General features: G+C 44.0%; 25 protein-coding genes. 19 read left to right on the forward strand and 6 right to left on the reverse strand.

The features are described 5' to 3' along the window. The first annotated feature begins 27 nt into the window (after positions 1–27). Both Q9R24_RS06590 and Q9R24_RS06595 read left to right on the forward strand, forming a co-directional pair. The gene (locus tag Q9R24_RS06590; protein ID WP_311203890.1) at positions 28–1,743 is read left to right on the forward strand and encodes an AAA family ATPase; all 1,716 of its coding nucleotides are present in this window, start codon (positions 28–30) and stop codon (positions 1,741–1,743) included. A gap of 30 nt (positions 1,744–1,773) precedes the next feature. Continuing rightward, positions 1,774–2,100, forward strand: coding sequence for a gamma-glutamylcyclotransferase family protein (locus tag Q9R24_RS06595; protein WP_311203889.1), 327 nt, complete (start codon positions 1,774–1,776; stop codon positions 2,098–2,100). Between the two features lie 260 nt (positions 2,101–2,360). Here Q9R24_RS06595 and Q9R24_RS06600 read toward each other — a convergent pair whose 3' ends face one another. Continuing rightward, a complete protein-coding gene (locus Q9R24_RS06600) occupies positions 2,361–2,813 on the reverse strand; it encodes a DUF441 domain-containing protein (RefSeq protein ID WP_004645490.1) in 453 nt (150 codons plus the stop codon). 139 nt (positions 2,814–2,952) lie between these two features. Between Q9R24_RS06600 and Q9R24_RS06605 the strand changes: the two genes are divergently transcribed. Further along, positions 2,953–3,660: a 16S rRNA pseudouridine(516) synthase gene (locus tag Q9R24_RS06605; RefSeq protein ID WP_311203888.1), complete on the forward strand. Its 708-nt coding sequence runs from the start codon at positions 2,953–2,955 to the stop codon at positions 3,658–3,660. 42 nt (positions 3,661–3,702) lie between these two features. On the opposite strand, the gene Q9R24_RS06610 is transcribed toward Q9R24_RS06605, so the two are convergent. The 3 genes from Q9R24_RS06610 to Q9R24_RS06620 form a co-directional block, all read right to left on the reverse strand. Beyond that, positions 3,703–4,146 carry an N-acetyltransferase gene (locus Q9R24_RS06610; RefSeq protein ID WP_004278907.1) on the reverse strand — a complete coding sequence of 148 codons (444 nt, stop codon included), beginning with the start codon at positions 4,144–4,146 and terminating at the stop codon, positions 3,703–3,705. 97 nt (positions 4,147–4,243) lie between these two features. Next, positions 4,244–4,591 carry a type II toxin-antitoxin system RelB/DinJ family antitoxin gene (locus Q9R24_RS06615; RefSeq protein WP_004645487.1) on the reverse strand — a complete coding sequence of 116 codons (348 nt, stop codon included), beginning with the start codon at positions 4,589–4,591 and terminating at the stop codon, positions 4,244–4,246. A 114-nt stretch (positions 4,592–4,705) separates the two neighbouring features. After that, positions 4,706–5,614, reverse strand: a complete 909-nt coding sequence (locus Q9R24_RS06620) for a pseudouridine synthase (protein WP_311203887.1) — start codon at positions 5,612–5,614, stop codon at positions 4,706–4,708. A 126-nt stretch (positions 5,615–5,740) separates the two neighbouring features. Here Q9R24_RS06620 and tsaE point away from each other — a divergent pair, with 126 nt between their 5' ends. The 4 genes from tsaE (at position 5,741) to hfq (ending at position 9,750) form a co-directional block, all read left to right on the forward strand. Beyond that, the gene (tsaE, locus tag Q9R24_RS06625) at positions 5,741–6,220 is read left to right on the forward strand and encodes a tRNA (adenosine(37)-N6)-threonylcarbamoyltransferase complex ATPase subunit type 1 TsaE (protein WP_311203886.1); all 480 of its coding nucleotides are present in this window, start codon (positions 5,741–5,743) and stop codon (positions 6,218–6,220) included. Further along, positions 6,210–8,177, forward strand: a complete 1,968-nt coding sequence (gene mutL / locus Q9R24_RS06630; protein ID WP_311203885.1) for a DNA mismatch repair endonuclease MutL — start codon at positions 6,210–6,212, stop codon at positions 8,175–8,177. The genes tsaE and mutL overlap by 11 nt, the downstream gene beginning before the upstream one ends. 6 nt (positions 8,178–8,183) lie before the next feature. Continuing rightward, positions 8,184–9,128 carry a tRNA (adenosine(37)-N6)-dimethylallyltransferase MiaA gene (gene miaA / locus Q9R24_RS06635; protein WP_311203884.1) on the forward strand — a complete coding sequence of 315 codons (945 nt, stop codon included), beginning with the start codon at positions 8,184–8,186 and terminating at the stop codon, positions 9,126–9,128. Positions 9,129–9,219: 91 nt separating this feature from the next. Next, a complete protein-coding gene (hfq, locus tag Q9R24_RS06640) occupies positions 9,220–9,750 on the forward strand; it encodes an RNA chaperone Hfq (RefSeq protein ID WP_148334401.1) in 531 nt (176 codons plus the stop codon). Positions 9,751–9,869: 119 nt separating this feature from the next. Here hfq and Q9R24_RS06645 read toward each other — a convergent pair whose 3' ends face one another. Beyond that, positions 9,870–11,177: a peptidylprolyl isomerase gene (locus Q9R24_RS06645; RefSeq protein WP_311203883.1), complete on the reverse strand. Its 1,308-nt coding sequence runs from the start codon at positions 11,175–11,177 to the stop codon at positions 9,870–9,872. Further along, positions 11,177–13,630: an LPS-assembly protein LptD gene (locus Q9R24_RS06650; RefSeq protein WP_004278895.1), complete on the reverse strand. Its 2,454-nt coding sequence runs from the start codon at positions 13,628–13,630 to the stop codon at positions 11,177–11,179. The genes Q9R24_RS06645 and Q9R24_RS06650 overlap by 1 nt, the downstream gene beginning before the upstream one ends. A 121-nt stretch (positions 13,631–13,751) precedes the next feature. Here Q9R24_RS06650 and Q9R24_RS06655 point away from each other — a divergent pair, with 121 nt between their 5' ends. The 12 genes from Q9R24_RS06655 to Q9R24_RS06710 all read left to right on the forward strand — a co-directional run bounded on the left by Q9R24_RS06655 (position 13,752) and on the right by Q9R24_RS06710 (position 23,831). Further along, the gene (locus Q9R24_RS06655; RefSeq protein ID WP_004731490.1) at positions 13,752–14,765 is read left to right on the forward strand and encodes an aminoglycoside phosphotransferase family protein; all 1,014 of its coding nucleotides are present in this window, start codon (positions 13,752–13,754) and stop codon (positions 14,763–14,765) included. Then, entirely contained in the window at positions 14,766–15,455 is a 690-nt protein-coding gene (gene murU / locus Q9R24_RS06660; protein ID WP_129716634.1) for an N-acetylmuramate alpha-1-phosphate uridylyltransferase MurU, read from the forward strand. It begins immediately after the preceding gene. Positions 15,456–15,540: 85 nt separating this feature from the next. Next, the gene (rsmG, locus tag Q9R24_RS06665; RefSeq protein ID WP_004645477.1) at positions 15,541–16,173 is read left to right on the forward strand and encodes a 16S rRNA (guanine(527)-N(7))-methyltransferase RsmG; all 633 of its coding nucleotides are present in this window, start codon (positions 15,541–15,543) and stop codon (positions 16,171–16,173) included. A 25-nt stretch (positions 16,174–16,198) separates the two neighbouring features. Continuing rightward, positions 16,199–16,981: a ParA family protein gene (locus Q9R24_RS06670; RefSeq protein WP_005106558.1), complete on the forward strand. Its 783-nt coding sequence runs from the start codon at positions 16,199–16,201 to the stop codon at positions 16,979–16,981. Then, positions 16,978–17,865, forward strand: a complete 888-nt coding sequence (locus tag Q9R24_RS06675; RefSeq protein ID WP_004731487.1) for a ParB/RepB/Spo0J family partition protein — start codon at positions 16,978–16,980, stop codon at positions 17,863–17,865. Before Q9R24_RS06670 ends, Q9R24_RS06675 begins: the two co-directional genes overlap by 4 nt. A 33-nt stretch (positions 17,866–17,898) precedes the next feature. Beyond that, positions 17,899–18,537, forward strand: a complete 639-nt coding sequence (locus Q9R24_RS06680; protein ID WP_004645474.1) for a MotA/TolQ/ExbB proton channel family protein — start codon at positions 17,899–17,901, stop codon at positions 18,535–18,537. Between the two features lie 10 nt (positions 18,538–18,547). Further along, complete coding sequence (locus tag Q9R24_RS06685; RefSeq protein ID WP_004278885.1) at positions 18,548–18,970, forward strand: biopolymer transporter ExbD; 423 nt, start codon at positions 18,548–18,550, stop codon at positions 18,968–18,970. Further along, positions 18,970–20,697, forward strand: coding sequence for a lipid A export permease/ATP-binding protein MsbA (msbA, locus tag Q9R24_RS06690; protein ID WP_114541075.1), 1,728 nt, complete (start codon positions 18,970–18,972; stop codon positions 20,695–20,697). Before Q9R24_RS06685 ends, msbA begins: the two co-directional genes overlap by 1 nt. A gap of 3 nt (positions 20,698–20,700) precedes the next feature. After that, positions 20,701–21,705, forward strand: coding sequence for a tetraacyldisaccharide 4'-kinase (gene lpxK, locus Q9R24_RS06695; protein WP_004645471.1), 1,005 nt, complete (start codon positions 20,701–20,703; stop codon positions 21,703–21,705). A 12-nt stretch (positions 21,706–21,717) separates the two neighbouring features. Further along, on the forward strand, positions 21,718–22,479 hold the full coding sequence (gene kdsB / locus Q9R24_RS06700) for a 3-deoxy-manno-octulosonate cytidylyltransferase (RefSeq protein WP_311203882.1): 762 nt from the start codon (positions 21,718–21,720) through the stop codon (positions 22,477–22,479). 14 nt (positions 22,480–22,493) lie between these two features. Further along, positions 22,494–23,474, forward strand: coding sequence for a DNA polymerase III subunit delta' (locus tag Q9R24_RS06705; protein ID WP_085064301.1), 981 nt, complete (start codon positions 22,494–22,496; stop codon positions 23,472–23,474). Positions 23,475–23,489: 15 nt separating this feature from the next. Continuing rightward, positions 23,490–23,831: a PilZ domain-containing protein gene (locus Q9R24_RS06710; RefSeq protein WP_004278877.1), complete on the forward strand. Its 342-nt coding sequence runs from the start codon at positions 23,490–23,492 to the stop codon at positions 23,829–23,831. Positions 23,832–23,845: the final 14 nt, after the last annotated feature.

A 23,845-nucleotide genomic window follows, 5' to 3' on the forward strand; every position in this document is an offset into this window, starting at 1 on the left:
TAGCCGTTCTTTTACGGTATTGCTCTTATGAAACAGGAAACTGCCCTTAAGTTACTCAAAGCAGGAGAAAATGTCTTTTTAACCGGTTCTGCCGGTGCAGGAAAAACCTATACGCTGAATCAATATATTAATTATTTAAAGGCACGTAAGGTCGCCGTCGCGATTACCGCATCGACCGGTATTGCAGCCACACACATGAACGGTATGACTATTCATACCTGGGCAGGCATTGGCATTAAAGACTTTTTGTCTGAAGAAGACTTAAAGCGGATGAAAGAGCGCAAATACTTAAAAGAACATCTGGAAAATGCGCAAGTCCTGATTATTGACGAAATTTCAATGCTGCATGCCAAGCAGCTGAATCTGGTCAATCAGGTGCTGAAATATTTCAAGGAAAGTGATGAAGCTTTCGGTGGTATTCAGGTGATTGTAGCAGGGGACTTTTTCCAGTTACCGCCAGTCGGTAAAAATGATGAGCGTAACCGCGACAAATTTTGCTTTATGTCGGATGCTTGGGTCGAAGCCAAGTTTCGTGTCTGTTATTTGACCGAGCAGCATCGTCAGGGCAATGATTATCTGAATGACATCCTGAACGCGATTCGTGCGCAGGCAATTAATCATGAACATCGCACGGCTTTACAGGCCACGCGACATCAAGAAATTGGCGAGACCTATACGCGCCTGTATACGCATAATATGGATGTAGACAGTATTAACTTTAAGCATCTAAATGAAATTGACAATGATCCGCGTCAGTTTGATGCACAATGCGATGGCAATGAAAAGCTGATCGAAACCTTAAAATCGTCAGTGCGAGCGCCTGAAGCTTTAACCCTGAAAAAACATGCCAAAGTCATGTTTGTAAAAAACAACTTTGATATGGGTTATATCAATGGCAGTCTGGGCGAAGTCATCAGTTTTGAAGAAGATGATGAATATGGTGTGCTGCCCAAAGTCAAACTGACCGATGGCACGACACTGGTGGTTGAGCCTGAAACCTGGTCGGTAGACAATGAGGCCGGTAAAACTATTGCCAGTTTTCAGCAGATTCCATTGCGTCTGGCTTGGGCGATTACCATTCATAAATCCCAAGGCATGACCCTGGAAGCTGCTGAAATTGATCTGAGTCATACCTTTGAAAAAGGACAGGGCTATGTCGCCTTGTCCCGTTTAAAAAGCTTAAATGGCTTGCGATTAAAAGGTTTTAATGAGCAAGCTCTGGAACTTGATAGTCTGGCGATTAAAGCCGATCGCCGTTTTCAGGAACTTTCTGATGAAGCCGAAGCGAATTTTGAAAATGTCGATTTGACCGCACAGCACAAGGCCTTTATCCGACATTGTGGCGGGACTTTGAATGAAGTTGAAATCCAGCGCAATGAGAAGAAAATTTCCAAGAATGCTGGAAAACAAAGCTATGCCACGGCAACGCTAGACGAAACGCGTGAACTGTTTGAAGAAGGTTATGAAATTGCCGATATCGCGACTGAACGTGGTTTGACTCCGGCAACCATCATCAATCATTTGGGGCGTTTGCATAAAGAGCAGGGGCTGGATATCTCACTTGCGCATCCGGGTGAGGAAGTGGTGGAGCAGGTTCGCAAGATTTATAAACGCCTGACCAAGCGTCAAAACCCGGAACATTTTAATGATGACGGTTCTATTAAGCTGCGTCCGATTGTGGAATTGACTACGCCTAAAATGGCTTATGACCAGGTACGTCTAGCACTACTATTTGTAGAATAATCATCAAAATGATGTTTAAGAGTTCTTAAGATGCACAGTTTATTCGTATACGGCACGCTTCGTCCGCAGCAACCCAATGCCCATATGATGGAACGGATTGGGGGAAGCTGGAAAGCCGGTTATATTCTTGGGCATTTGCAGCAGCGTGGTTGGGGTGCTGAGCTGGGCAGTCCGGGTAGTCAGCTCAGTGATTCGGGAGAGACTGTTACGGGTTATGTATTCATATCCGAGAATCTCCCTAAATATTGGGATGAGCTGGATACGTTTGAAGGTGATGAATATCAACGTATTCCGGTTAAAGTATATTTGGAAAATGGTGAGATGATAAAAAATTTGGTCTATGCTTTGAAAGATTAGACTGGTATGTGTCATTTATTGAATTTCAAATTTTTATCAGGTCACCGCTTTTAAAGATCATTCACTTTTCTTTGCTTGAATCTTGAAAGATCGAATTAATAAGGTATTCTGTTGATCTGATAGTATCTTGTGAGCAAGCCTGACGTACTGCTTTAGAGCTTAGCGCAAGATAATCAACGGGCGATCTGCATATTTCCGGTTATGTGATTCTTCTTGAGAAATCTTTGCATACTGGGAATACGCACTGATGATTTGAACATTCATTGTGTACTAATCAATAAGGATAAAATCCCAGCCGCAATTAAAGGGCCGACTGGAACACCGCGTAATACTGCTACACCAGCCACTGTGCCTAATAACAGTCCGGCCACCACATCTGGCTGATTTGACATCAGCTTCACTCCACGTCCGCCCAGCCAAGCGACAAAGACCCCAATCGCGATTGCCAGCAAAGACTTCCAGCTGAGGAAAGACTTGAGAATACTTTCTCCTGAAATTTTGCCACTGGCAATCGGTGTCAGAACACCAATGGTCAGAATAATAATGCCGATATTTAAACCGTGTGCCTGTACATAGGGTAATAAACTGCTGAGAGGCGTGATTTTTAAAACGATTAATACCGCTGCAGCAATGGTGACGGCGCTATTGTGACTGAAAATACCGCAAGCCAGTAAAACCAAAAGAACAATCAGATTCAGATCAAGTTGCGACATAAGCGGGAGAGAAAGAATGAAAAATAAAGCTATTGTAGAGCTTTTCAACGCATGATACCTAGAAAACAGCGGAAGAAACCAAATTCATGACTGTTTCAGGATAGAATGCACAGGTCTTCACTCGATACAGGTTAAACAGATGCTATTGGAAAAAATGTTGCAGTCACAAGGTTTCGGCTCCCGCAAGCATTGTCAGCAACTGATTAAAAATGGTGCTGTTTCAATTCAAGATGAAGTGATTGACAACCCCAAACATAAACTGGATTTGAATAACTTAAATTTCGAGGTTTATGGGAAAAGTCATAGCTATCGGGAAAAAGTCTATATCGCCTTAAACAAGCCACAAGGTTATGAGTGTTCGCATCAGGCGACGCATCATTTTAGTGTGTTTGACCTGTTTGATGACATTCTGCTGAATCGGGGGATTCAGTGTGTGGGGCGTCTGGATCAGGATACCACCGGACTATTATTGCTGACCGATGATGGACAGTTTCTGCAAGCGCTCACCCATCCGAAAAAGCATGTCGCCAAAGTTTATCAGATGCAAACTGCGGATCCAGTCACGGATGAACAGATTCAGCAATTAGAGCAAGGGGTCGAGTTAAGAAATGAAAAAGGCATTTTTGCAGCTACTGAAGTGACACGATTGGCCGAAAATCGTCTGCAAATGACCATTCATCAGGGCGTCTATCATCAGGTGAAGCGCATGCTGGCTGCCGTAGGCAATAAAGTTGAACAATTGCACCGTGCACAGATTGGTGCTTTGGCCTTGCCTGAACTGGTTGAAGGGGAATGGCTGTATTTAAATGCTGAACAGGTGGCGCAGGCCAAATTCCGCTCGGAATAATAAATTTTTTATTCGCTTGAAATGTGATGAAAAGATTAGGACTTATTTCAGGAAACAGTGATAAGTCTGAAATTCATCATCCTTGATAAATCCCATGGATTCGTACAATTTATGCGATTGATAATTGTTTTTTTGGGTTTCCAGGGTGATTCTTAAGGCCTGTTCATGTTTGGCAAATAAAATCGCGGTATCAATCAGTTGTTTGGCTGCGCCCTGACGCCGAAAAACCGGCGTGATATAAACATCATCCAGAATATAATAGGTCGAGCAGGCCACTGAGGAAAAACCCAGATACAGGATAATAAAGCCGGTAAAAGTATCATCTTTGGTATTAATGAAAATGACGGTCTGCCCATCTTCAAAACGCTGTTTTAAAAATTGGTAAGAGAGTTCAGGATTGGAAGACGTACCATAAAACTGTCGATATTCATCAAATAATACCGCCAGCTGATTCAGGTCTGCTGACTGGGCGCGTCGTACAAGCATTGCATACTCCATGCTAATTTTTTATTGATTATCAGCATCAAGCATAGCGAAGTTTATGAGTGGCAGGCTTTAGAAATTGTTCGGAAATGCAACAATGTTAAATTTTGTCGCTTTCACCCAAAATGGCATTCAGTTCTTCAAATAAATCAAGATGATCATCATCCAGCTGGATCTCCTGATCATCGAGTAGATTCAGGGCAGAACTGGAAAGCGCATTTTGCTCGGTTTTCGCTTCATTTTGTTTCAGCTTGCGCAGTCGGATCAGCTGTTCCAGATTGATATTCTGGTTTTCAATCGAGAAGGGGATCGATTTGGTAATCACCACCTGCTTGAAAAAAAGACGCACGGCCTGAGCTGGCGTAATCCCCAATTGCTTAAATACCGCAAAGGCTTGTTTCTTCTCTTGCGAGTCCAAGCGAATTTGATAAACTTCAGTTTTTCTCATAATATTTTTAAAGCTTTAAATTACTTAACTTTTCGCCTTTATTCTAATCAATTACGTTTGAAATTCAATCTTAAAGCGACCGATTTTAGAAAATAATCTGTAATGACAAGTGATTTACAGTGTCAATTCAAGTTGCGAGCTGAAATTCATGCTTTTCTGCGTGATCGGATCAACAAATTGAATATGTTTGGCCAATAAACTTAAAGGTGCAGAAAAATCATCTTCCGCCTTGTGCACTACTTGGGGGTAAAAGGGATCGTGCTGAATCGGAATACCCAGATGATTCAAGTGCACCCGTAATTGATGCTGCTTGCCAGTATGTGGTTTTAGCTCATATTTGGCCCATTCTGTATTATGTTCCAGCAGGTCGATCGCCGTCTCGCTATTCGGCGTTCCGTCTAGCACGTGCATGGTATAAAAGGGCTGTCCCTTTTCCATTCTTAATCGCGTGATCAATGGAAATTTTAAATCAGGTTGATAGGCCGCAATCGCATGATAGGTTTTTTGCACCTGCCGTGTAGCAAATAATTGTTGATACAGGCCACGTGATTCCACACATTTGGAAATCAGGACCACACCTGCCGTTTCACGATCCAGCCGGTGAATAGGCGTTAAATGCTCATTGCCGGTTTGCTTTTTAAGACGAACCAATAGCGTTTCCTGCACATATTGTCCGGTCGGGCTCATGGTCAAAAAATGCGGTTTATCGACCACCATGAAATACTCATTTTCAAATAAAATCTGATGTTGAAAAGGCACATGCACTTCATGTGCCAAAAAGCGATAATAGAAACAATGGCTATTGGCCTGAAATGGACTTTCTGTGCTTAATCTGTTGCCTTGGGCATCATAGACTAAACCCTCGGCGAAACGAGATTGCCATTCATCTGCTGCGATATGCGCAAATTGCGTGCATAAATAAGCAAAAACTGTCAGGGGTGCATCCGGACTGGCTGGCAAAAACACTTTACTGGCACTGACCCCATTCAGCATGGGCGGGTTAAATTCAACAGTTGGTTGCATGGCAGGCAGATTAACCTCTTAAGGAGCAGATGCTGTGAAAAAATACAGTTTCTCACACGGGTGAATAGGCTTTTAAAGCGTGGCGATGCTATCATATTTATTCTTTTGCATCATGTCGTGAGTAATATGCCTTATTCATTTAATGTCACTTTAAATCATGAAGACGATACCCAAAAACTGGCCAAGGTTCTGGCGGAGAATTTCCCTGCGGGGGTCGTGTATCTGATTGGTGACCTAGGGGCAGGAAAAACGACCTTAACGCGTTATTATTTGCAACAGTTGGGTCATAAAGGTTCAGTGAAAAGTCCAACTTATACACTGGTCGAACCCTATCAAATTAATGGTCAGGATATTTTTCATTTTGACTTGTATCGTCTGAATGATCCGTATGAACTGGAACTGATGGGCATCCGGGATTACCTGGAAACACCGAGTGCGCTATTTTTATTTGAATGGCCATCTAAAGGTGGTGATGAAATTCCGCAAGCTGACCTGATTATTGAAATTTTAAAATCTGAAGATGAACTTACCCGTACTGCAAGCCTGATTTCATCGAATCTTGCTTTACGAGAGGCTCTGGAGCGTCAATTTTCACATGTCGAATGATTTAAGTCTGCGCCGTATTCGTGCCCTTGATCCTGCACTTGCCAACCAGATTGCCGCAGGTGAGGTGATTGAACGTCCGGCTTCTGTGGTCAAGGAGTTACTGGAAAACTCGATTGATGCGGGGGCGACAGAGCTGATCATTCGGGTCGAACAGGGCGGCAGTACTTTAATTGAAATCATCGACAATGGACGCGGAATTCATCATGAGGATTTACCGCTGGCCGTGATGCGTCATGCCACCAGCAAAATCCAGAGTGCTGATGAGCTGTATGCGATTAGCAGTCTGGGCTTTCGTGGCGAAGCACTGGCGTCGATAGCAGCGGTTTCACGCCTGACCATGATCAGCAGTCAAAGTGACGAGGGCATCGGTTATCAGGTCGAAGTCAATGGCACGGCTTTTGATCATCAGGAAATTCAAGCGGTCGCGGCTTCAAAAGGGACGCATATTCGGGTTCAGGATTTGTTTTTTAATGTGCCTGCACGACGTAAATTCCTGAAAAAACCGGGCACTGAATTTGGTCATATCGAAGAAATTGTGCGCCGTATGGCACTGACGCATTTTGATATCCGTTTTGTGCTAGAACATAATGAAAGCATCAAACTGAATTTACCAGTGGCGGATAGCGGCGCTTTGCGTTTTCAGCGGGTACAGCAATTGCTTGGCCGCCAGTTTACTGAAAATGCCTACTGGATGGATGCAGACAGTATCAACATGCATTTGTCTGGCTGGCTTGGTCATCCTTCGGATGCGCGTTCACAGGCAGATCTGCAATATGTCTATGTGAATGGCCGGATTGTCAAAGACAAAACCATTTCTCATGCCTTGCGGATGGCCTATGACGGCATCTTGCATGGACATCAGCATGCGGCTTATTTACTGTTTTTGGAAGTTGATCCAGAAAATGTGGATGTAAACGTCCATCCGACCAAGCATGAAATTCGCTTCCTGAATCAACGAGAAGTACATGAGTTCGTACGGCATTATGCCAAAGAAACGTTGGCACAATTCCAGACCGCAACTGCAGATTTAGCCGAGGCAATGAAACAGGATGAGCAGCCTGGCTTGACGGCCCCGCAACCGCGTTATCAGGAACAGTTCAGCCTGCATCAGACTGCGCATTCTCAGCCACAGGTGGTGAGAACGACATCTGCCTTAAGTGAAAATGAAACTTCAGATGTGCTGACCGATTTTGCATCTTCAGGTCCACAAACAGTGCATTATTCCCAAGATTACCGTAAATCTTATTCTGGTTCACAGCAGCTGAATAATGCCTTGCAAAGTTATTTAGCACCGCTCAGAGAAAGTTCGGAAACCGAAATATTCAGCCCTGAGCAGTCTTTTCAGACACATGTAAACACTAAAGTGGATGAGCATCCATTGGGCATTGCTATTGCCCAGTTACATGGCATTTATATTCTGGCGCAAAATACCGAAGGTCTGATTATTGTGGATATGCATGCGGCGCATGAGCGTATTGTCTTGCAGCAAATGAAATCGGCTTGGGATAAACCTGAATTCTGGACATCACAGCAATTGCTCATTCCAAAAGTCGTGAATATTAGCCGGATGCAGGCCATGCGTGTCGAAGAGCTGAAAGAGCAGTTGGCACGTTTGGGGCTGGAAATCGATCAGTATGGTGATGAGCAAGTTATCGTACGTGGTGTACCGGCTATTCTACACAAGGCCGATTTCGATGCCCTGATTCCTGAATTATTGAATGATTTAGATCCGGGGGATCAAGCACAAAGCCTATTGCAGAAGCGTGACCAAATTTTGGCGGGAATGGCCTGTCATGGTGCAGTGCGAGCGCATCGTATCCTAAGTTTGTCTGAAATGAATGCTTTATTACGGCAGATGGAACAAACCGAATTTGCCAGTCAATGTAATCATGGTCGTCCGACCTGGCGCGCCTTTCCATTGGCTCAACTAGATAAACTTTTTGCTCGAGGAGAGTAGTTTTACATGTCCAATCAATTGCCGGTCATCAATTTAATGGGGCCAACTGCAAGTGGTAAAACCGCTTTGGCATGTGAACTGTATGAGCAAGGGGGATTTGAGCTGATTTCGGTCGATTCTGCACTGGTTTATCGGGAAATGGACATTGGTACAGCCAAGCCCTCCAAAGAGGAACTGGCGCGCTATCCGCATCATCTGATTGATATTATTAGTCCACTTGAAGTGTATTCTGCAGCCAACTTTGTCGAAGATGCTTGCTGCCTGATTGATGATATTCATGTGCGTGGTAAAACCCCGATTCTGGTTGGCGGAACCATGCTGTATTTTAAGGCCTTGCTTGAAGGTTTGTCAGATAACCTACCAAGTGCAGACTATGCTATCCGGGCAGAGATTGAAGCCAAGGGTGAGCAGGAGGGCTGGGAAGCGGTTTATGCAGAATTATGTGCAGTCGATCCGATTGCCGGTGAAAAATTCAAGGTTAGCGACAAGCAGCGCATTATTCGAGCCTTGGAAGTTTTTAAATTGACTGGTGAGCCGATTACAAAACTACAGGCAGAACAACCTAAAAACTTACCATATCGTTACAGTTTCCATAATTATGCACTGATGCCAGATCGGTTAGAATTGCATGGGCGTATTGAACAACGTCTGGAAATTATGTGGAAAAGCGGTTTTTTAAATGAAGTTGTGAATTTAATTGAAAAATACGATTTTAATGAAAATTTACCTTCCATGCGTTCAGTGGGTTATCGTCAGGCTATGGAATTCTTAAAAAATGCTGATAAAACCAAGGAAAAGCAACGGGAAATGGAGGATAAAGCTTTATTTGCGACACGACAACTTGCAAAACGTCAATATACGTGGTTAAGGTCTTTGCAAGAAAAGCATAAATTTACAACATATTTTACGCTACAGCAGGCTCAAGAAGACTTGCGAAACTGTCACGGATAAAGCAAAATTTAGGGACTATCTTTTTTATAATTTTTAATTGAAAAATAGAGATAGTTTTTGCGCTGATTTTTAATTTTTTTGGAGTTATAACATGTCTAAAGGTCAAACTTTACAAGATCCATTCTTGAATTCTCTCCGTAAGGAACGTATCCCAGTATCTATCTTCCTGGTAAACGGTATTAAATTACAAGGTCATATCGAATCTTTTGACCAATACGTGGTTTTATTAAAAAATACAGTAAGCCAAATGGTTTATAAGCATGCAATTTCAACTGTAGTACCTGCACGTAATCCACGTCCTGCTGGCGCGCCTGCTGGTCCACAAGGTGCGGGCTTCGGTGGTCAAGGTGCTGCAGGTGGCTTTGGTGGCGGTCAAGGTGCTGGCGGCTTCGGTGGTCAAGGTGGTTTTGGCGGTCAAGGCGGCGGCTTCGGTGGCCAAGGTGGCTTCGGCGGTCAAGGCGGTGGCTTTGGTGGTCAAGGTGCCGGCTTCGGTGGTCAAGGTGCTGGCTTCGGTGGTCAAGGTGGCTTCGGTGGTCAAGGTGCTGGCTTTGGTGGTCAAGGCACTGGTTTTGACAACGACACTAAATTTGAAGACTCTTCAGACGATGAAAACAATCGTTAATCGAGTTTGAAAATTAAAAAACCTCTCTATATGAGAGGTTTTTTTATATCTGTACGTTTTAAGTTTTTTAAATAAAAAGCCAACGAGATGTCGTTGGCTTTTTAGGATTATGGTAAGGCTTAACGGTTACGTTTAGGATCCAGTTGAGGATCTTTGATTTCTACATAAGCATTATTGCGCGTTTCACGTAACCAGCTATCTAATTCGGCATCAAATTGACGTTCACCAAGCAATTGGCGAGCCATACGTTCCTGATATTCCTGTGTCATATCTTGTTGGCGTGTTTCACTCACTTGCAGAATATGCCAGCCAAACTGGGATTGAAATGGTTTACTGAACTGACCTACTGGGGTGCTTTTCATCTGCTGTTCAAATTCAGGTACCATTACCCCTGGGCTAACCCAGCCAAGACTTCCGCCATCACGAGCCGAGCCAGTATCATTGGAGAACGTTGAAGCTAAAACAGTAAAATCTTCACCTTGTTTGAGGCGGTTATACAGACTATCAATCATTTGTTTGGCATTTTCAGGACTGACCACTTCAGACGGTTGAATCAGAATGTGTCGTGTTAAATATTGAGGAACAAGGGCTTTCTGTTCGCCACCTTTACGTTCCAAGAGCTTCAGAACATGTACACCATCAGCGACAGGAATCAGTTCAGAAGTTTGACCTGGTTGCAGGGTGGTCACGCGTGCAGCCAGTTCTGCTGGAATTTCTGACAGGTTTCTCACACCCATATCAGCAGCTTCGACTTTAACGCCGCCAGTGCTGTACTTTTTGCTGATCGCCTGAATGTCATTGCTGCTATTTAATTCTTGCTTTACCTTTGTTGCAATTTGTTCAGCATTTTCACCGCTTACCCGTAAATGCAGTACATGGACCTGACTGCCAAGCAAAGCTTGACCTTGCGGGGTATTTAGGAAGTTTTTAACATCTTGATCTGTAATTTGAATACGTGAAGTCACGATTTGTTGACGTAAACGATTCAGTGCTAAATCTTCAGCGATACGGTTACGTAAAGAAGCATAGGTATTGGGCGCCATGGCATCCAGTTTCTGCTGGAATGCTTCCAGACTCGGTGAACCAGAATCACGGGCAACTTTCAGGACGGCTTCATTTAAAGCTTTTTCATCTGGACGAATATTATAACGTTTAACTTGTTCAAGCTGTGCCTGACGAATAATCAGTTGCTCTAAAGCTTGTTGCTCAAGATATTGTTGTGATGGAACTGCCTTTTTCTGTTTTTGCAGCTGATGTGAGATTTCGGCTACACCTTGAGCCAGGTCACTACGTAGAATGATACTATTGTCGACTACAGCTACAACTTCATCTTTAGGTTGGGCAACAGCAAAAGTCGTCATCGCTGAAGAAAGGCATAGCGCAAGTGCGGTTGCTTTAAAAATTTGTTTTAACTGTTTTGTCTTCATTAACGTTCTGTCCAAGTTTGATTGATATTGTTAAAACCTAGAATACGATTTTCTAGTAATGAGGTGAGTTTGCTGCTTAACCCACCTAAGCCTTTCAGGCTGACTTCGGCCATAATAGCGCGTTTGGCTTTGACGCTTGAATCATTAACGTCGTCTAAGTCATTGTAATATGAGCGACCGTAAACAGAAACTCCCCAACAGCATGACTCATAGTTCACGCCAAGTAAATATTCCCGTGCGACACTATTGTCGAGGTCAAACTGGGCATGTCCAACCAGACGCCAGTTGTTGGCAATCGGCTGGATAAATGAACCCACCACATGATCATAGCTCTTTTGACGGTTCGGAATATCTTTGCGATAGAAATAGCCTAGGTTATAAAGATTGCCTTGCTCACCGGTATAATAAACCTGCAAATCTCGTTGGGCATTCGATCCATTCGACATCCAGCTTGAGTTCAGATTAACGTGAACATTATTTGACAGCTGGCTGGTCAGTTGAATTACAGGGCCAGTATGACTTTCACGGTCGAATTCATCTGCATCATTTTCCAACGTTACACGGCGATCTTCAAAGAAAAAGCTCTGTCCAACGCTGGCACGCAGGCGCTCCAGACCTTCTTCATTAAATAGGCTATAGCTCAGACCTAAGGAGGCAAAGTTATTGTCTTCCAGGCGGTCATTACCATAAAAGCGACGCGCACTGAAAAGTTGATCATAATTAATCGAAGCGACGACTGAATCAAAGTTTGGCTGATTCTGCTGGTTCTCATAAGGTGAATACGCATAGAACAGACGAGGCGTTAAGGTCTGTAGATACGTACCTTCTTTTTCAAAAATTAAGCCGGTGTCCAGCGTGAATTGTGGCACCACAATTGAATTATTTTCACTAGACGCGCTACGGCTTTGGGTTTTTTCATCATAGAAAGTATTGATGTTGCGTACAGTTGCCTGAGGAATGAAGAATGACCACGGGGTAAAATGATTATAACGCACGGAAAAGTCATTATAGATCCGTGTACCACTCGGTTGATATACCTTCTCACCCGTTGGGTCAGTATCAGCGAAATTTCTCAGATCCTTCTGGAAATATGCTGTGTCGTTATTAAACTCAAGTTGTAATCCCAATGGATTGCCAGTTTTGTAATTGACTAAAAGCTGTGGCAAACGTGCATAAGGACGGTCTTCATCCAGTACAGTTGGATCTAGGGTTTGGAAGTCTTCGACTTTGAATTGTGCCTTTAAGCCAGGAATACCATTTTTATAATTGACTTCCCAGGCACGGCGTAAGTTCAGGTCAGTTTTAGAGTTCGGGTTATTGTCCAGATCGGCAAAGTAATCTTTGTCTGAAGCGTAGTTATATTCAAGGTTGGTGGAAAGCTGATTATTGATCTGCCAGTTATGTAAGAAATGCAGGCTTTTACGGTCTTCGTCGCTATAGCTTTCATCGGAAGGTAAATAACCTCCCCAAATACGGCCTTCACCATAATTCTCAGTCAGATAACGGAACTCGCCATCCAGCATTACCCCACGATCGCCAATATAACGCGGCGTAATTGTCGCATCATATTGTGGTGCTAAATTCAGGTAAACCGGAACACCCAGTTCCAGACCACCATCATTGGTAAAGCCAAATGTCGGCGTCAGAATACCGGTAGTGCGGCGGTCATCAATCGGGAAGTTGAAATAGGGAACCGCTAAAACCGGAACATCTTTAACATACAACTTGGTATTCCGGGTTTCACCCCGTCCGGTTTCCTGATTCAGCTTGATCTTTTCTGCCTGGATTTTCCAAGTCGGTTTTTGCTCAGGTGGACAGGTGGTATAGGTCGCATTTTCCAGTTCTACCGTCTCGGTCGAGGTTCTGGCGATCTTTTCTGCCCGACCATGCGCATGTTGCTGCTCGGCAATATAGAAGCTGTTATTTAGGTCGCCTTCTTGGGTCTTTAAATTATAATTAATATCATCACTTTGTGAGAGCAGGCCACCCTGAGCAAGTTGTACCCGACCTTCTGCTTTGGCATAGGTCTGGGTTTGATCAATCGTTACGCGTTCAGCACGAATCTGGCGACCTTGCTGGTCAATGATGACATTGCCTTCTAAATAAGAGTCACCTGCTGGATTGTAGTGTCCATAATCTGCAGTAATGGTGGATGTAGCCTGATCTGGCGCAACGGTTGCTGCATCTGGGGCAATCGGGGTCACCCAGGTGCCTTCACAATAAGCCGAACTTAAGTATTTTTCCTGCCGCTGCTGTGCTTCAGCTGAGGATTTGTCGACATAGTATTGCGAAAAGAATGCTTCACCTGGATAGGTCTCATTTATGCGCTGTTTGAGTTGTTCTGCATTTACATCGGACGAGACATTTGATGCAGCATAGCCGGAGGCTGAGCTGCCACATAAAAGGGTTAAGATCGCAGTCGCTAGAGGATTTATTTTAAAGTGATGCTTCATTTGTCTCATTAACCAATCATGCTTTTATCGCAATTAATTATTGTCGCATCATAGAGAAAAAGTTGATAAGTAGCTACACTTAGCACTTTAAAAACTCAGCCTGTATTAGAATTAATTGCAAATGAATACACAACGCGAACAATTGATACAATCTTGGATTGCCTCTGTACTCGGTTCAGATCAATTTGAAACTCATTTTTTAGCAGGTGATGCCAGCTTCCGTCGTTATGCACGAATCAAACTGAATAATAAAACATTTATGCTGATGGATGCACCACCAGAAAAAGAAGATTGTGTGCCTTTTGTGACGATAGATGAGTTTTTTGATGCACATGGCGTGCGCGTTCCGCATATCGTGGCAAAAGACCTGGAAAATGGCTTTTTACTGCTCGAAGACTTTGGTGATGTGCTGCTGTCGAATCTGCTGAATGACGAGACTGTAGATGCCTATTATGAGCAAAGCTTTAAGCAGCTCATTCAACTACAATCGATTGCTGGAGAAGGGCATTTCCCGGCATATTCTTATGAAAAACTGATCTCGGAAATGGAATTGCTGACTGACTGGATGTTACCAGCGTTAAAGGTTCAACTGACTGAATCAGAAAGCGCCTTGATCAAACGCACTTTTGCGATTTTGGCGAATGCCGCATTGGCACAGCCACAGGTGATCGTGCATCGGGATTTCCATAGTCGTAACTTGATGAAAATCGACAATGAAACCGAACTCGGTGTGATTGATTTTCAGGATGCTGTGATTGGTGCGGATACTTATGACTTGATCTCGATTACCCGTGATGCCTATGTACAGTGGAATGCCGATCGTGTGTATCGCTGGTTCAAAAACTTTTATGACTTGTTGCCAGCATCTGCTAAAGAAGAGCGTGACTTTGAACAGTTTAAAAAAGACGCCGACATGATGGCGATTCAGCGTCATATCAAGATTTTAGGTATTTTTGTGCGTCTGTTTGAACGTGATGGCAAGTCAGGTTATCTCAAGGACTTACCACGTGTGATGTGGTATCTGCTTGAAGAATCTAAGGCTTATGCAGAACTAGAGCCATTCATGCAGTTTATGCGTGACAGAGTGATGCCTGCATTTGAAGCTAAATATGGCTCATATGAGGTGGCTGCCTGAATGAAAGCGATGATTTTGGCCGCAGGACTCGGTAATCGTATGCGGCCGCTAACGCTGCATACGCCAAAGCCTTTGCTGGAAGTTGGGGGCAAGCCCTTAATTGTCTGGCATATAGAAAAACTGGCGGCGATCGGTGTCACTGAAATTGTCATCAATACCGCATGGCTCGGCGAAAAACTGGCTCAAGCTTTGGGTGATGGTTCGCAGTTCGGTATCAAGATTTTATGGTCACATGAGGGTGAAGGTCTGGAAACCGCTGGGGGGATTATCAATGCTTTGCCGCTACTCGGTGATGAACCTTTTATTCTGTTAAATGGTGATGTCTGGACCACGATGGATTTTGCACCTTTACTGGATATTGATCTAAAGGATAATTTGGCGCATCTCGTACTTGTGCAGAACCCTGAACAACATCCAGAGGGTGATTTCACGCTTGCAGAAGGGAGAGCTTATACTTTTGATCAGCAAATCGAAGGTGAAAACCTGACGTTTAGCGGTATATCTGTACTTGATCCGAAGATGTTCCAAGGCTTAGACACTGGCAAGCGTCCTTTAGCCCCATTGCTAAAAGCGGCAATGCAGAATCAGCAGGTTCGCGCTTCTAAACTGGCAGGCATTTGGGTAGATGTGGGGACCCCGGAGCGTTTAACGGCACTGGATACAGCGATCCATGAAGGGAAGTTTGCTTAAGTGAATATTCGCTAAGCACTGCCTACTGTGCCAATATAGAGAAAACGGTATACTTCCACCTAACTTTTTCGAGCGTAGATTGTTTATGCACATGTTTTTTCAAGAACTAAAGCAGGGTAGCCAGGCTTTGGGTTTAGAGCTATCTGATGAAGCTTTAAATTTATTACTCAAGTATCAGGATGCTTTGGTGCTGTGGAACAAAGCATACAATTTGACTGCAATCCGTGATCCTAAAGAAATGCTGGTCAAGCATCTACTCGACAGTTTAAGTATTTTAAAGGACTTGCCTGCGGGCAGATTGCTGGATATCGGCACAGGTGGTGGTATGCCGGGCATGATCATTGCTTTATGTCAGCCTGAGCGTGAATGTGTATTGCTGGACTCAAACGGTAAAAAAATTCGTTTCCTCAAGCAGTTTATTGCTGACTTGAAACTTAAAAATGTCATTGCCGTGCAAACGCGTGTAGAAAATGAAGACAGCATCAATGAGCTGGGTCAATTTGATGTGATTACTAGTCGTGCCTTTGCATCATTAACAGACTTTGTTGATGCTTCTAAGCCATATATGCATGAGCAAACGATTATTGCCTCAATGAAAGGCTTAATTCCTGAAGATGAAGTTGCTACTTTAAAAAATGAATTTAGTTGTGAGATTATTGAACTTAAAGTTCCGCGCTTAGACGAACAGCGTCATTTACTTCTATTAAAACGTATTTAAGATTTTTAAAGGGATTGGGGGCAACATGGCACAAATTATTGCGATTGCAAACCAAAAAGGTGGTGTCGGTAAAACCACAACCGCAGTAAATTTGGCGGCATCTTTAGCTGTGTTAAAAAAACGTGTTTTGCTGGTCGATATGGATTCGCAAGGCAATGCGACCATGGGGTCTGGCATTCAGAAGAATGACCTGCTGTATTCGGTTACCGATGTACTGCTGGGTGAAGTACCGATTGAAACGGCGATCTCTAAGGCGGAAGTCGGCTACAAGGTTCTTGGGGCAAACCGTGATCTGGCTGGGGTTGAGTTGGCGATTGCAGAGCAGGAAGGGCGCGAGTTCATTTTGCGGGATGCATTGCAGGAAATTGAAGCTTCATTCGACTATATTATTGTCGATTGTGCACCGAGTCTTAGCCTGATTACTGTCAATGCTTTGGCAGCCGTGGATGGTGTGCTGATTCCAATGCAGTGTGAATATTATGCACTGGAAGGTCTGGCGGATTTAACCCAAACCATCGATCGGATTCAGCAAGCCTTGAATCCGGACCTGCAAATTGTTGGTGTATTACGCACCATGTACGATGCACGCAATGCCTTGACTCGTGATGTCTCTGAAGAATTAGAACAATATTTTGGTAAAAAACTGTATGAAACCGTGATTCCACGGAATATCCGTCTGGCTGAAGCACCAGCACACGGTTTGCCGGTGATTTATTTTGAAAAAAGCTCAAAGGGTGCAGTTGCTTACTTAAATCTGGCAGCTGAAGTATTAAAGAAAAGCAAAGTGAAAAAAGGAAGTAAAGCATGACCGTCAAGAAACGTGGACTCGCCAAAGGTCGTGGCTTGGATGCCTTGCTAGGCTCAATTCAAAAAGAAAAATTACAACTCGAAGCCCAAGGTCTTGATCATGGTCAGTTGAAACAGATTGATGTGAATTTGCTCAAGCGTGGTGAATATCAGCCACGCCGTTATATTAACGAGCAGGATTTGCAGGAACTGGCGGCATCGATTGAAAAGCATGGCATCATGCAGCCCATCGTGATCCGTCCGGTTGACGATGAACGCTATCCATACGAGATTATTGCGGGTGAACGTCGATGGCGTGCTGCACAGCTGGCGGGTTTGACCGAGGTTCCTGCGATTGTACGTGATCTGAATGATCAGGTTGCGATTGCACTGGCCTTGATTGAAAACATCCAGCGTCAGGATCTGAATCCGATTGATCAGGCGATGGCTCTGCAACGTTTCCATGAAGAATTTGGCTTAAGCCATCAGGAAATTGCAGATACCGTGGGTAAAGCGCGTACGACAGTGAGTAACCTGCTTCGTTTGCTCAGCTTGGCTGAAGAAGTGAAAGACTTTATGCAACAAGGTTTGCTGGATATGGGGCATGCACGTGCGATCTTAACCTTAAAAGCTAAAGATCAGCTCAAAGTTGCAGATATCGTAATTGAAAAAAGTCTGTCTGTTCGTCAAACCGAGCAGTTAGTCCGTGATTTCAATACACCTAAACAAGAAAAAGTAAAAGAAGCTGTAGCACCGGATATTCAGCAATTGACTCAGCGCCTTTCAGAGCGTTTCAGTGCAGATGTTAAAATTGACTATAACAAGCAAGGTAAAGGGAAACTGGTTATTAGCTATCACTCTTTAGAAGAGCTGGATGGCATTCTTTCTATTTTAGAAGATGAATAATTTATATATTTTTTTTATTGGGGAATAAATTAGATGTGGGAATTGGTTAAAGCAGGTGGCTGGCTTATGCTGCCCCTGGTCTTGTGTTCTATCTTTATGCTGGCGATTTCGATCGAGCGTCTGATTCGCCTGAAAAAGAATGCAGTACTTCCGTTGACACTGTTGATGGGGCCTTCGCAAAATACAGCACAAGTCATGCAAAAAATGAATCAAAGTGCGGCCTTAAAGCAAAGCACTTTGGGCCGGGTATTTACTGCAGGCTATGCCAGCAAGCAGCAAGGTGAGCAGTATGCTCGCGCACAGATGGAAGTGGTGGCATCACAGGAAATTGGTTATCTGGAAAAAAACATTAATTTTCTGGGAACTTTGAGTGCAGTTGCGCCTTTACTCGGTTTATTGGGAACTGTACTTGGGATTATTGAATCTTTCCTGATGATCGATGTAGGTACCGGGAGTGATCCGGTATTGATGATGCCGGGTATTTCCAAGGCTTTAATTACCACGGCAGCCGGTATGTTGATTGCAATTCCTGCACTGTTTGCGCACCGTTATTTTCAGCGTCTTGTTCAGGAATATGTGGCTGAACTTGAGCAGCAAGCGACTTTGTTTCATGCGGATCTTTTTTATCGTAATCATGCAGACATAGATCAAGACATGCAAAAAGCCAGCTAGGAGGCGGATGATGAAATTCAAACGCAACCAGGTGGAAGATGTACATATTAATCTGACACCGATGATTGATTGTCTGCTGTTTATTCTGGTCTTTTTACTTTTGTCGACGACATTTAGCCAAATGAGCCGAATGAATCTGACCTTGCCGGATGCGCAAGGTGTACCGCCTAAAAGCTATGATCAGAAAGTTGAAGTGATTGTGGATGCCAATGGTCATTACGCAGTCAATGGTCAATCCTTGGCCAGTAAGGAAGTCGCGGATTTAAATACTGCAATTAAACAGATTTCTAATGAACGCCGTGATTTAATGTTTGTCATTGCAGCTGACGCAAAAGCCAGCCATCAGGACGTGATTCGTGTCATGGATGTGGCCGGGCAGCTCGGCTTTGTAAATATTAATATCAGTACCAAAGTACCCACCCGAGGTTATTAGTGAAGCACGATTTTAAGGTCTATCTTCGCCTTTTAAGTTATTTAAAACCGTTTTGGGGCATTGCATTGCTTGTCCTGCTGGGTTTTTCTATTAATGCCGCTACGGAAGTCTCTGTCGCTAAATTACTAGAATATATTATTGAGGCGATTCAAAATAAAGACCAGAGTTTCACATCACTTTTCCCGTTTTTAGTGGTCATACTCATGTTCTTCCGGGGCCTGGGTTTGTTCATGGGTGGATATTTTACTGCGGTAATTTCCCGGAATCTGGTATTCAACATCCGTCAGGAAGTTTTTGCAAAATTGCTGCGTTTACCGTCCCAGTATTATCTGGATAATACCAGCGGGCATATTACTGCCAAAATCATGTATAACGTTGAACAGCTAACCGCTGCTTCAACTGAAGCTTTAAGAACCTTGTTGCAACAAGGTTTGATCACTCTGGCATTATTAGGCTACCTGTTGTATACCAACTGGCGTCTGACCATGTGTATCCTGATTTTTGCACCCGTCATTGGCTTTATTATCAGTAAAGCTGCAAGACGGATGCGTAAATTATCGCAGCAAGTGCAAGACACCATGGGTGATGTAAACCATGTGGTGCAGGAAACGGTGAATGCCAACCTGATCGTCAAGGGTTTTGGAGGGCAAAGTTATGAGCAGGAACGCTTTAAACAGAACTCGCTGGAAAACTTGCGTCGTGGCTTGAAAATGGTCGCTGTACAACAGTTGAATAGTCCTGTGGTTCAGCTGATCATGTCGATTTCACTGAGTATTGTGATGTTTATTGCCTTGCGTCCGCAAATTCTGGGTGATACCTCTGCGGGTGAATTTGTCGCTTATATTACTGCGGCGGGTATGCTGGCAAGACCGATCAAAGCCTTGACGGATATCAATGAAAAAATTCAACGTGGTATGGCTGCGGCTCATTCGGTATTTGAATTGCTGGATATGCCTGAAGAAAAAAATACCGGGACTTTAACGGATAGCCTGAAAGGCGATATCGAGTTTAAAGATGTCAACTTGATTTATGATGATGGCCATCGTGCTATTCATGACTTTAATTTGCAGGTCAAGGCCGGTGAAACAGTAGCGCTGGTAGGACGTTCTGGTGCAGGAAAAAGTTCTCTGGTGAATCTGCTGGTGCGTTATCAGGATGCAACTTCTGGGCAGATCTTGCTGGATCAGAAACCGATTGAAGATTTTGAAATTACCGCCTTGCGAACCCAGATTGCTATGGTGAACCAGCAAGTAGTACTGTTTAATCGTACCGTGCGGGAAAATATTGCTTATGGTCAGCTCGAAGGTGCTTCCGATGAAGATATTATCGCGGCAGCAAAGGCAGCCTATGCGCATGATTTTATTATGGCACTACCGCAAGGTTATAATACTCAGCTGGGTGCTCAGGGTTTAAACCTGTCTGGTGGCCAGCGTCAGCGCATCGCCATCGCGCGAGCAATTTTGAAAAATGCCTCTATTCTGATTCTGGATGAAGCGACCAGTGCGCTGGATAACGAGTCGGAATACTTTATTCAGCGTGCCTTTGATAAAGCCATGCAGGACCGTACCACCATCGTAATTGCACATCGTCTATCGACGATTGAAAACGCGGATCGTATTGTTGTCATGGATCAGGGCCGTATTGTTGAGCAGGGCAGTCATGCCGAACTGATTGCGCTACATGGTGCTTATTATCAGTTGCATCAGCGTAACTTTGAGGAACAGTAACTTATGGCACTGGCACAAATCATTCAGGATGCTTGGAATGCACAGGCAAAGTGGCTGGTGGTGCTGCGTCCTTTGTCATGGTTGTATCGCCTGGGTTTTGTCAGCAATCACTGGCTTTATCAAAAAGGCATTAAAAAAAGTTATAGTGCACCAATTCCCGTTATGGTAATTGGTAACATCACAGTCGGTGGTAGCGGTAAAACACCTTTGTTGATTCATCTGGTGGATTATTTAACCGAGAAAAATGTTCGGGTAGGCGTGATCAGTCGAGGCTATGGCGGCCAAGGTCCATTTCCTGCCTATGTCGACTTTAATACCTTGCCGGAGATTGTCGGAGATGAGCCTGCCTTGATTGTACAGGCAACAGGCGTGCCGATGGCAGTTGGTCCCAACCGGCAGAAAAGTATCGAGTTATTGCTGCACAAACATGAACTGGATCTGATTATCTGTGATGATGGCCTGCAGCATTGGGCCTTGAATCGCCAGATTGAGTGGATTGTGCTGGATAATAATCGCGGTCTGGGTAATCAGAAACTGCTTCCAGAAGGTTATCTACGTGAACCAGTGACCCGTTTGAAAACGGGAACCGTAATTGAGCATTCGGCTAACCCAAGCTCTGAACTGCATATGCATCTGGCTGCATCACAGCCTTATTTGCTTAATCAGGACAACAATAAAATCTTTGATCCTCAAGCGGCTTTTTATGCGGTAGTCGGCATTGGCTTTCCACAGCGGTTTTATCAGACCTTGCAAAATTTAGGCATAGAACAATTTCAGTGTCATGAGTTTCCAGACCATCATGACTATGACATTGAAGATTTACAGTTCGATGATAACAATCCGATTATTACCACTGAAAAAGACGCAATAAAAATTATGGCGCTACTTAAACAATATCCAGATTTTAAACAGGATATCTGGGTGGTGCCAGTCGATGCAGTCCTATCGCCAGCCTGCTATACAGTCTTGCAGCAACAGTTACAACAATACGGTATTCAAATTTCTTAAGGCTCATTCATTATGAAACACATTGTTATTCCTGCACGTTTCGCCAGTTCACGTTTACCGGGTAAACCTTTGCTGGAAATTCATGGTCGTCCCATGATTCTGCGGGTAGTGGACCAAGCCAAAAAAGTGCAAGGTTTTGATGATCTGTGTGTGGCAACTGATGATGAGCGTATTGCTGCCGTTTGCCGTGCTGAAGGCATTGATGTTGTCATTACCTCGGCGGATCACCCTTCAGGCACAGACCGCTTGAGTGAAGTGGCTCGAATCAAAGGCTGGGCCAGTGAGGACATTATTGTCAATGTACAGGGGGATGAACCCTTACTGCCGGCGCAACTGGTAAAACAGGTTGCTCAACTCTTGGAAGATCAGCCTGAATCTTCCATGTCGACGCTATGTGAGCCGATCCATCAGCTGGATGAATTCAAACGTGACAGCATTGTAAAAGTTGTCATGTCAAAACAGCAGCAGGCACTGTATTTTAGCCGTGCTACCATTCCTTATGACCGTGATGGTGCGAAACTGACTGAACCAAAACTGCATGATCAGGCCTATCGTCATTTAGGCCTATATGCCTATCGGGTAAAACTGTTGCAAGAATATGTGACCTGGGAAATGGGTGTGCTGGAGAAACTGGAATCTCTAGAACAGTTACGGGTACTGGAAAATGGACACCGTATTGCCATTGCGGTGGCTGAAGCCAATTTGCCGCCAGGGGTGGATACCCAGGAAGATCTGGATCGCCTGAATCAGATGGATCTTTCCCATTTTGCCTAAGAAGAGTCAAATACATGCCTTTTGATGTCAATGCACATATCTATCCATGGCAGCAACAGGTTTGGGAAACCCTGACCGGGCGCTTTCCTAAGCTTGGACATGGTTTATTGTTTTATGGAAAAAAAGGCTGTGGTAAAGAAGCGTTTACCCAACAGTTTCTGGCTTGGGTGTTATGCCTGAATCGTCAGCCTGCCGGGCCATGTGGTGAATGCAGTAGCTGTCAATGGTTAAAGGCAGACACCCATCCCAACTATGTACATATCAGTACCGATGACGACAATAAAAAACAGAATGCCAAAATCAAGATCGAGAAGATTCGCGATCTGCTGCCTTTTGTGCAACAGACTGTAGATGGCTGGCGCGTGATTGTGATTGAGCCGGCAGAAGCCTTGAATATTGCCTCTGCCAATGCCTTACTCAAAACACTGGAAGAACCCGGTGATAATACGGTCATTATTTTACTGGCGAATCATTATTTAAAATTGCCCGCGACTATACGCAGTCGTTTGCAGCATTTTGCTTTGGACCGGATTTCCGCAGAACAATTTAGCGATTATGTCCAGAATCAGCTCCCAGATGCAGGTGCTAGCCAACAACAGTTATTGATGAACCTGTCCAATCAGATGCCGTTACAGGCACTAGAGATTGCACAAAGTGCCTGGCTGCCACTACGTCAGGAATTCCTGCAAGACTGGCAAAAACTGGTCATGCAAAAAAATATGCCGATGGCAATTGCGACCAAATGGAATAAAAACCTGAATTTTGGTGACTTTGCTCAAATGTTTGAATACTTGTTGTCCGATTTAATTTGTGTCAAGCTAAATCAGACGGTGAAAAACATTGACCTTGAATTCAATGTACTTGCCGAACAATATTCATTAGAAGCACTTTTTAAAATTTATGAAGATTTTCAGCGCGCTAAACAATTCCTTGAACAGAATGTCCAAAGCAATCTGGTTATTGATGAATTGTTTATCAAGCTGATGAATCTTTAATTAAGGGGAAATCACATGCAACCACGTATGGGCGGTATTATTCAGGCCAATATTCCTGACATTGAAACACTGTTTGCCAGCTATATGCCTTATGTTGTGGGTGGTGGGCTTTTTATTCCTTCCAAGCAGCCGGTCAAACTGGGCGAAGAGGTTTTTGTATTGACGACTTTGCCTGACCAGACCCAGAAAATTCCTTTAACCGGTAAAGTCATCTGGGTCTCGCAAAAGCAGAATGGCATCAAGCCACAAGGCTTTGGCATCCAGTTAAGCGGTGAAAAAGGCGTTTATTTTAAAAATGAAGCAGATCGTCTGGTTGCAGGTCTTAAATCTGAAGGACGTAAAAGTTACACTATGTAGTTAATTTACCCTTG

The sequence above is a fragment of the Acinetobacter sp. RRD8 genome, assembly GCF_031844225.1.
Lineage (GTDB): Bacteria > Pseudomonadota > Gammaproteobacteria > Pseudomonadales > Moraxellaceae > Acinetobacter.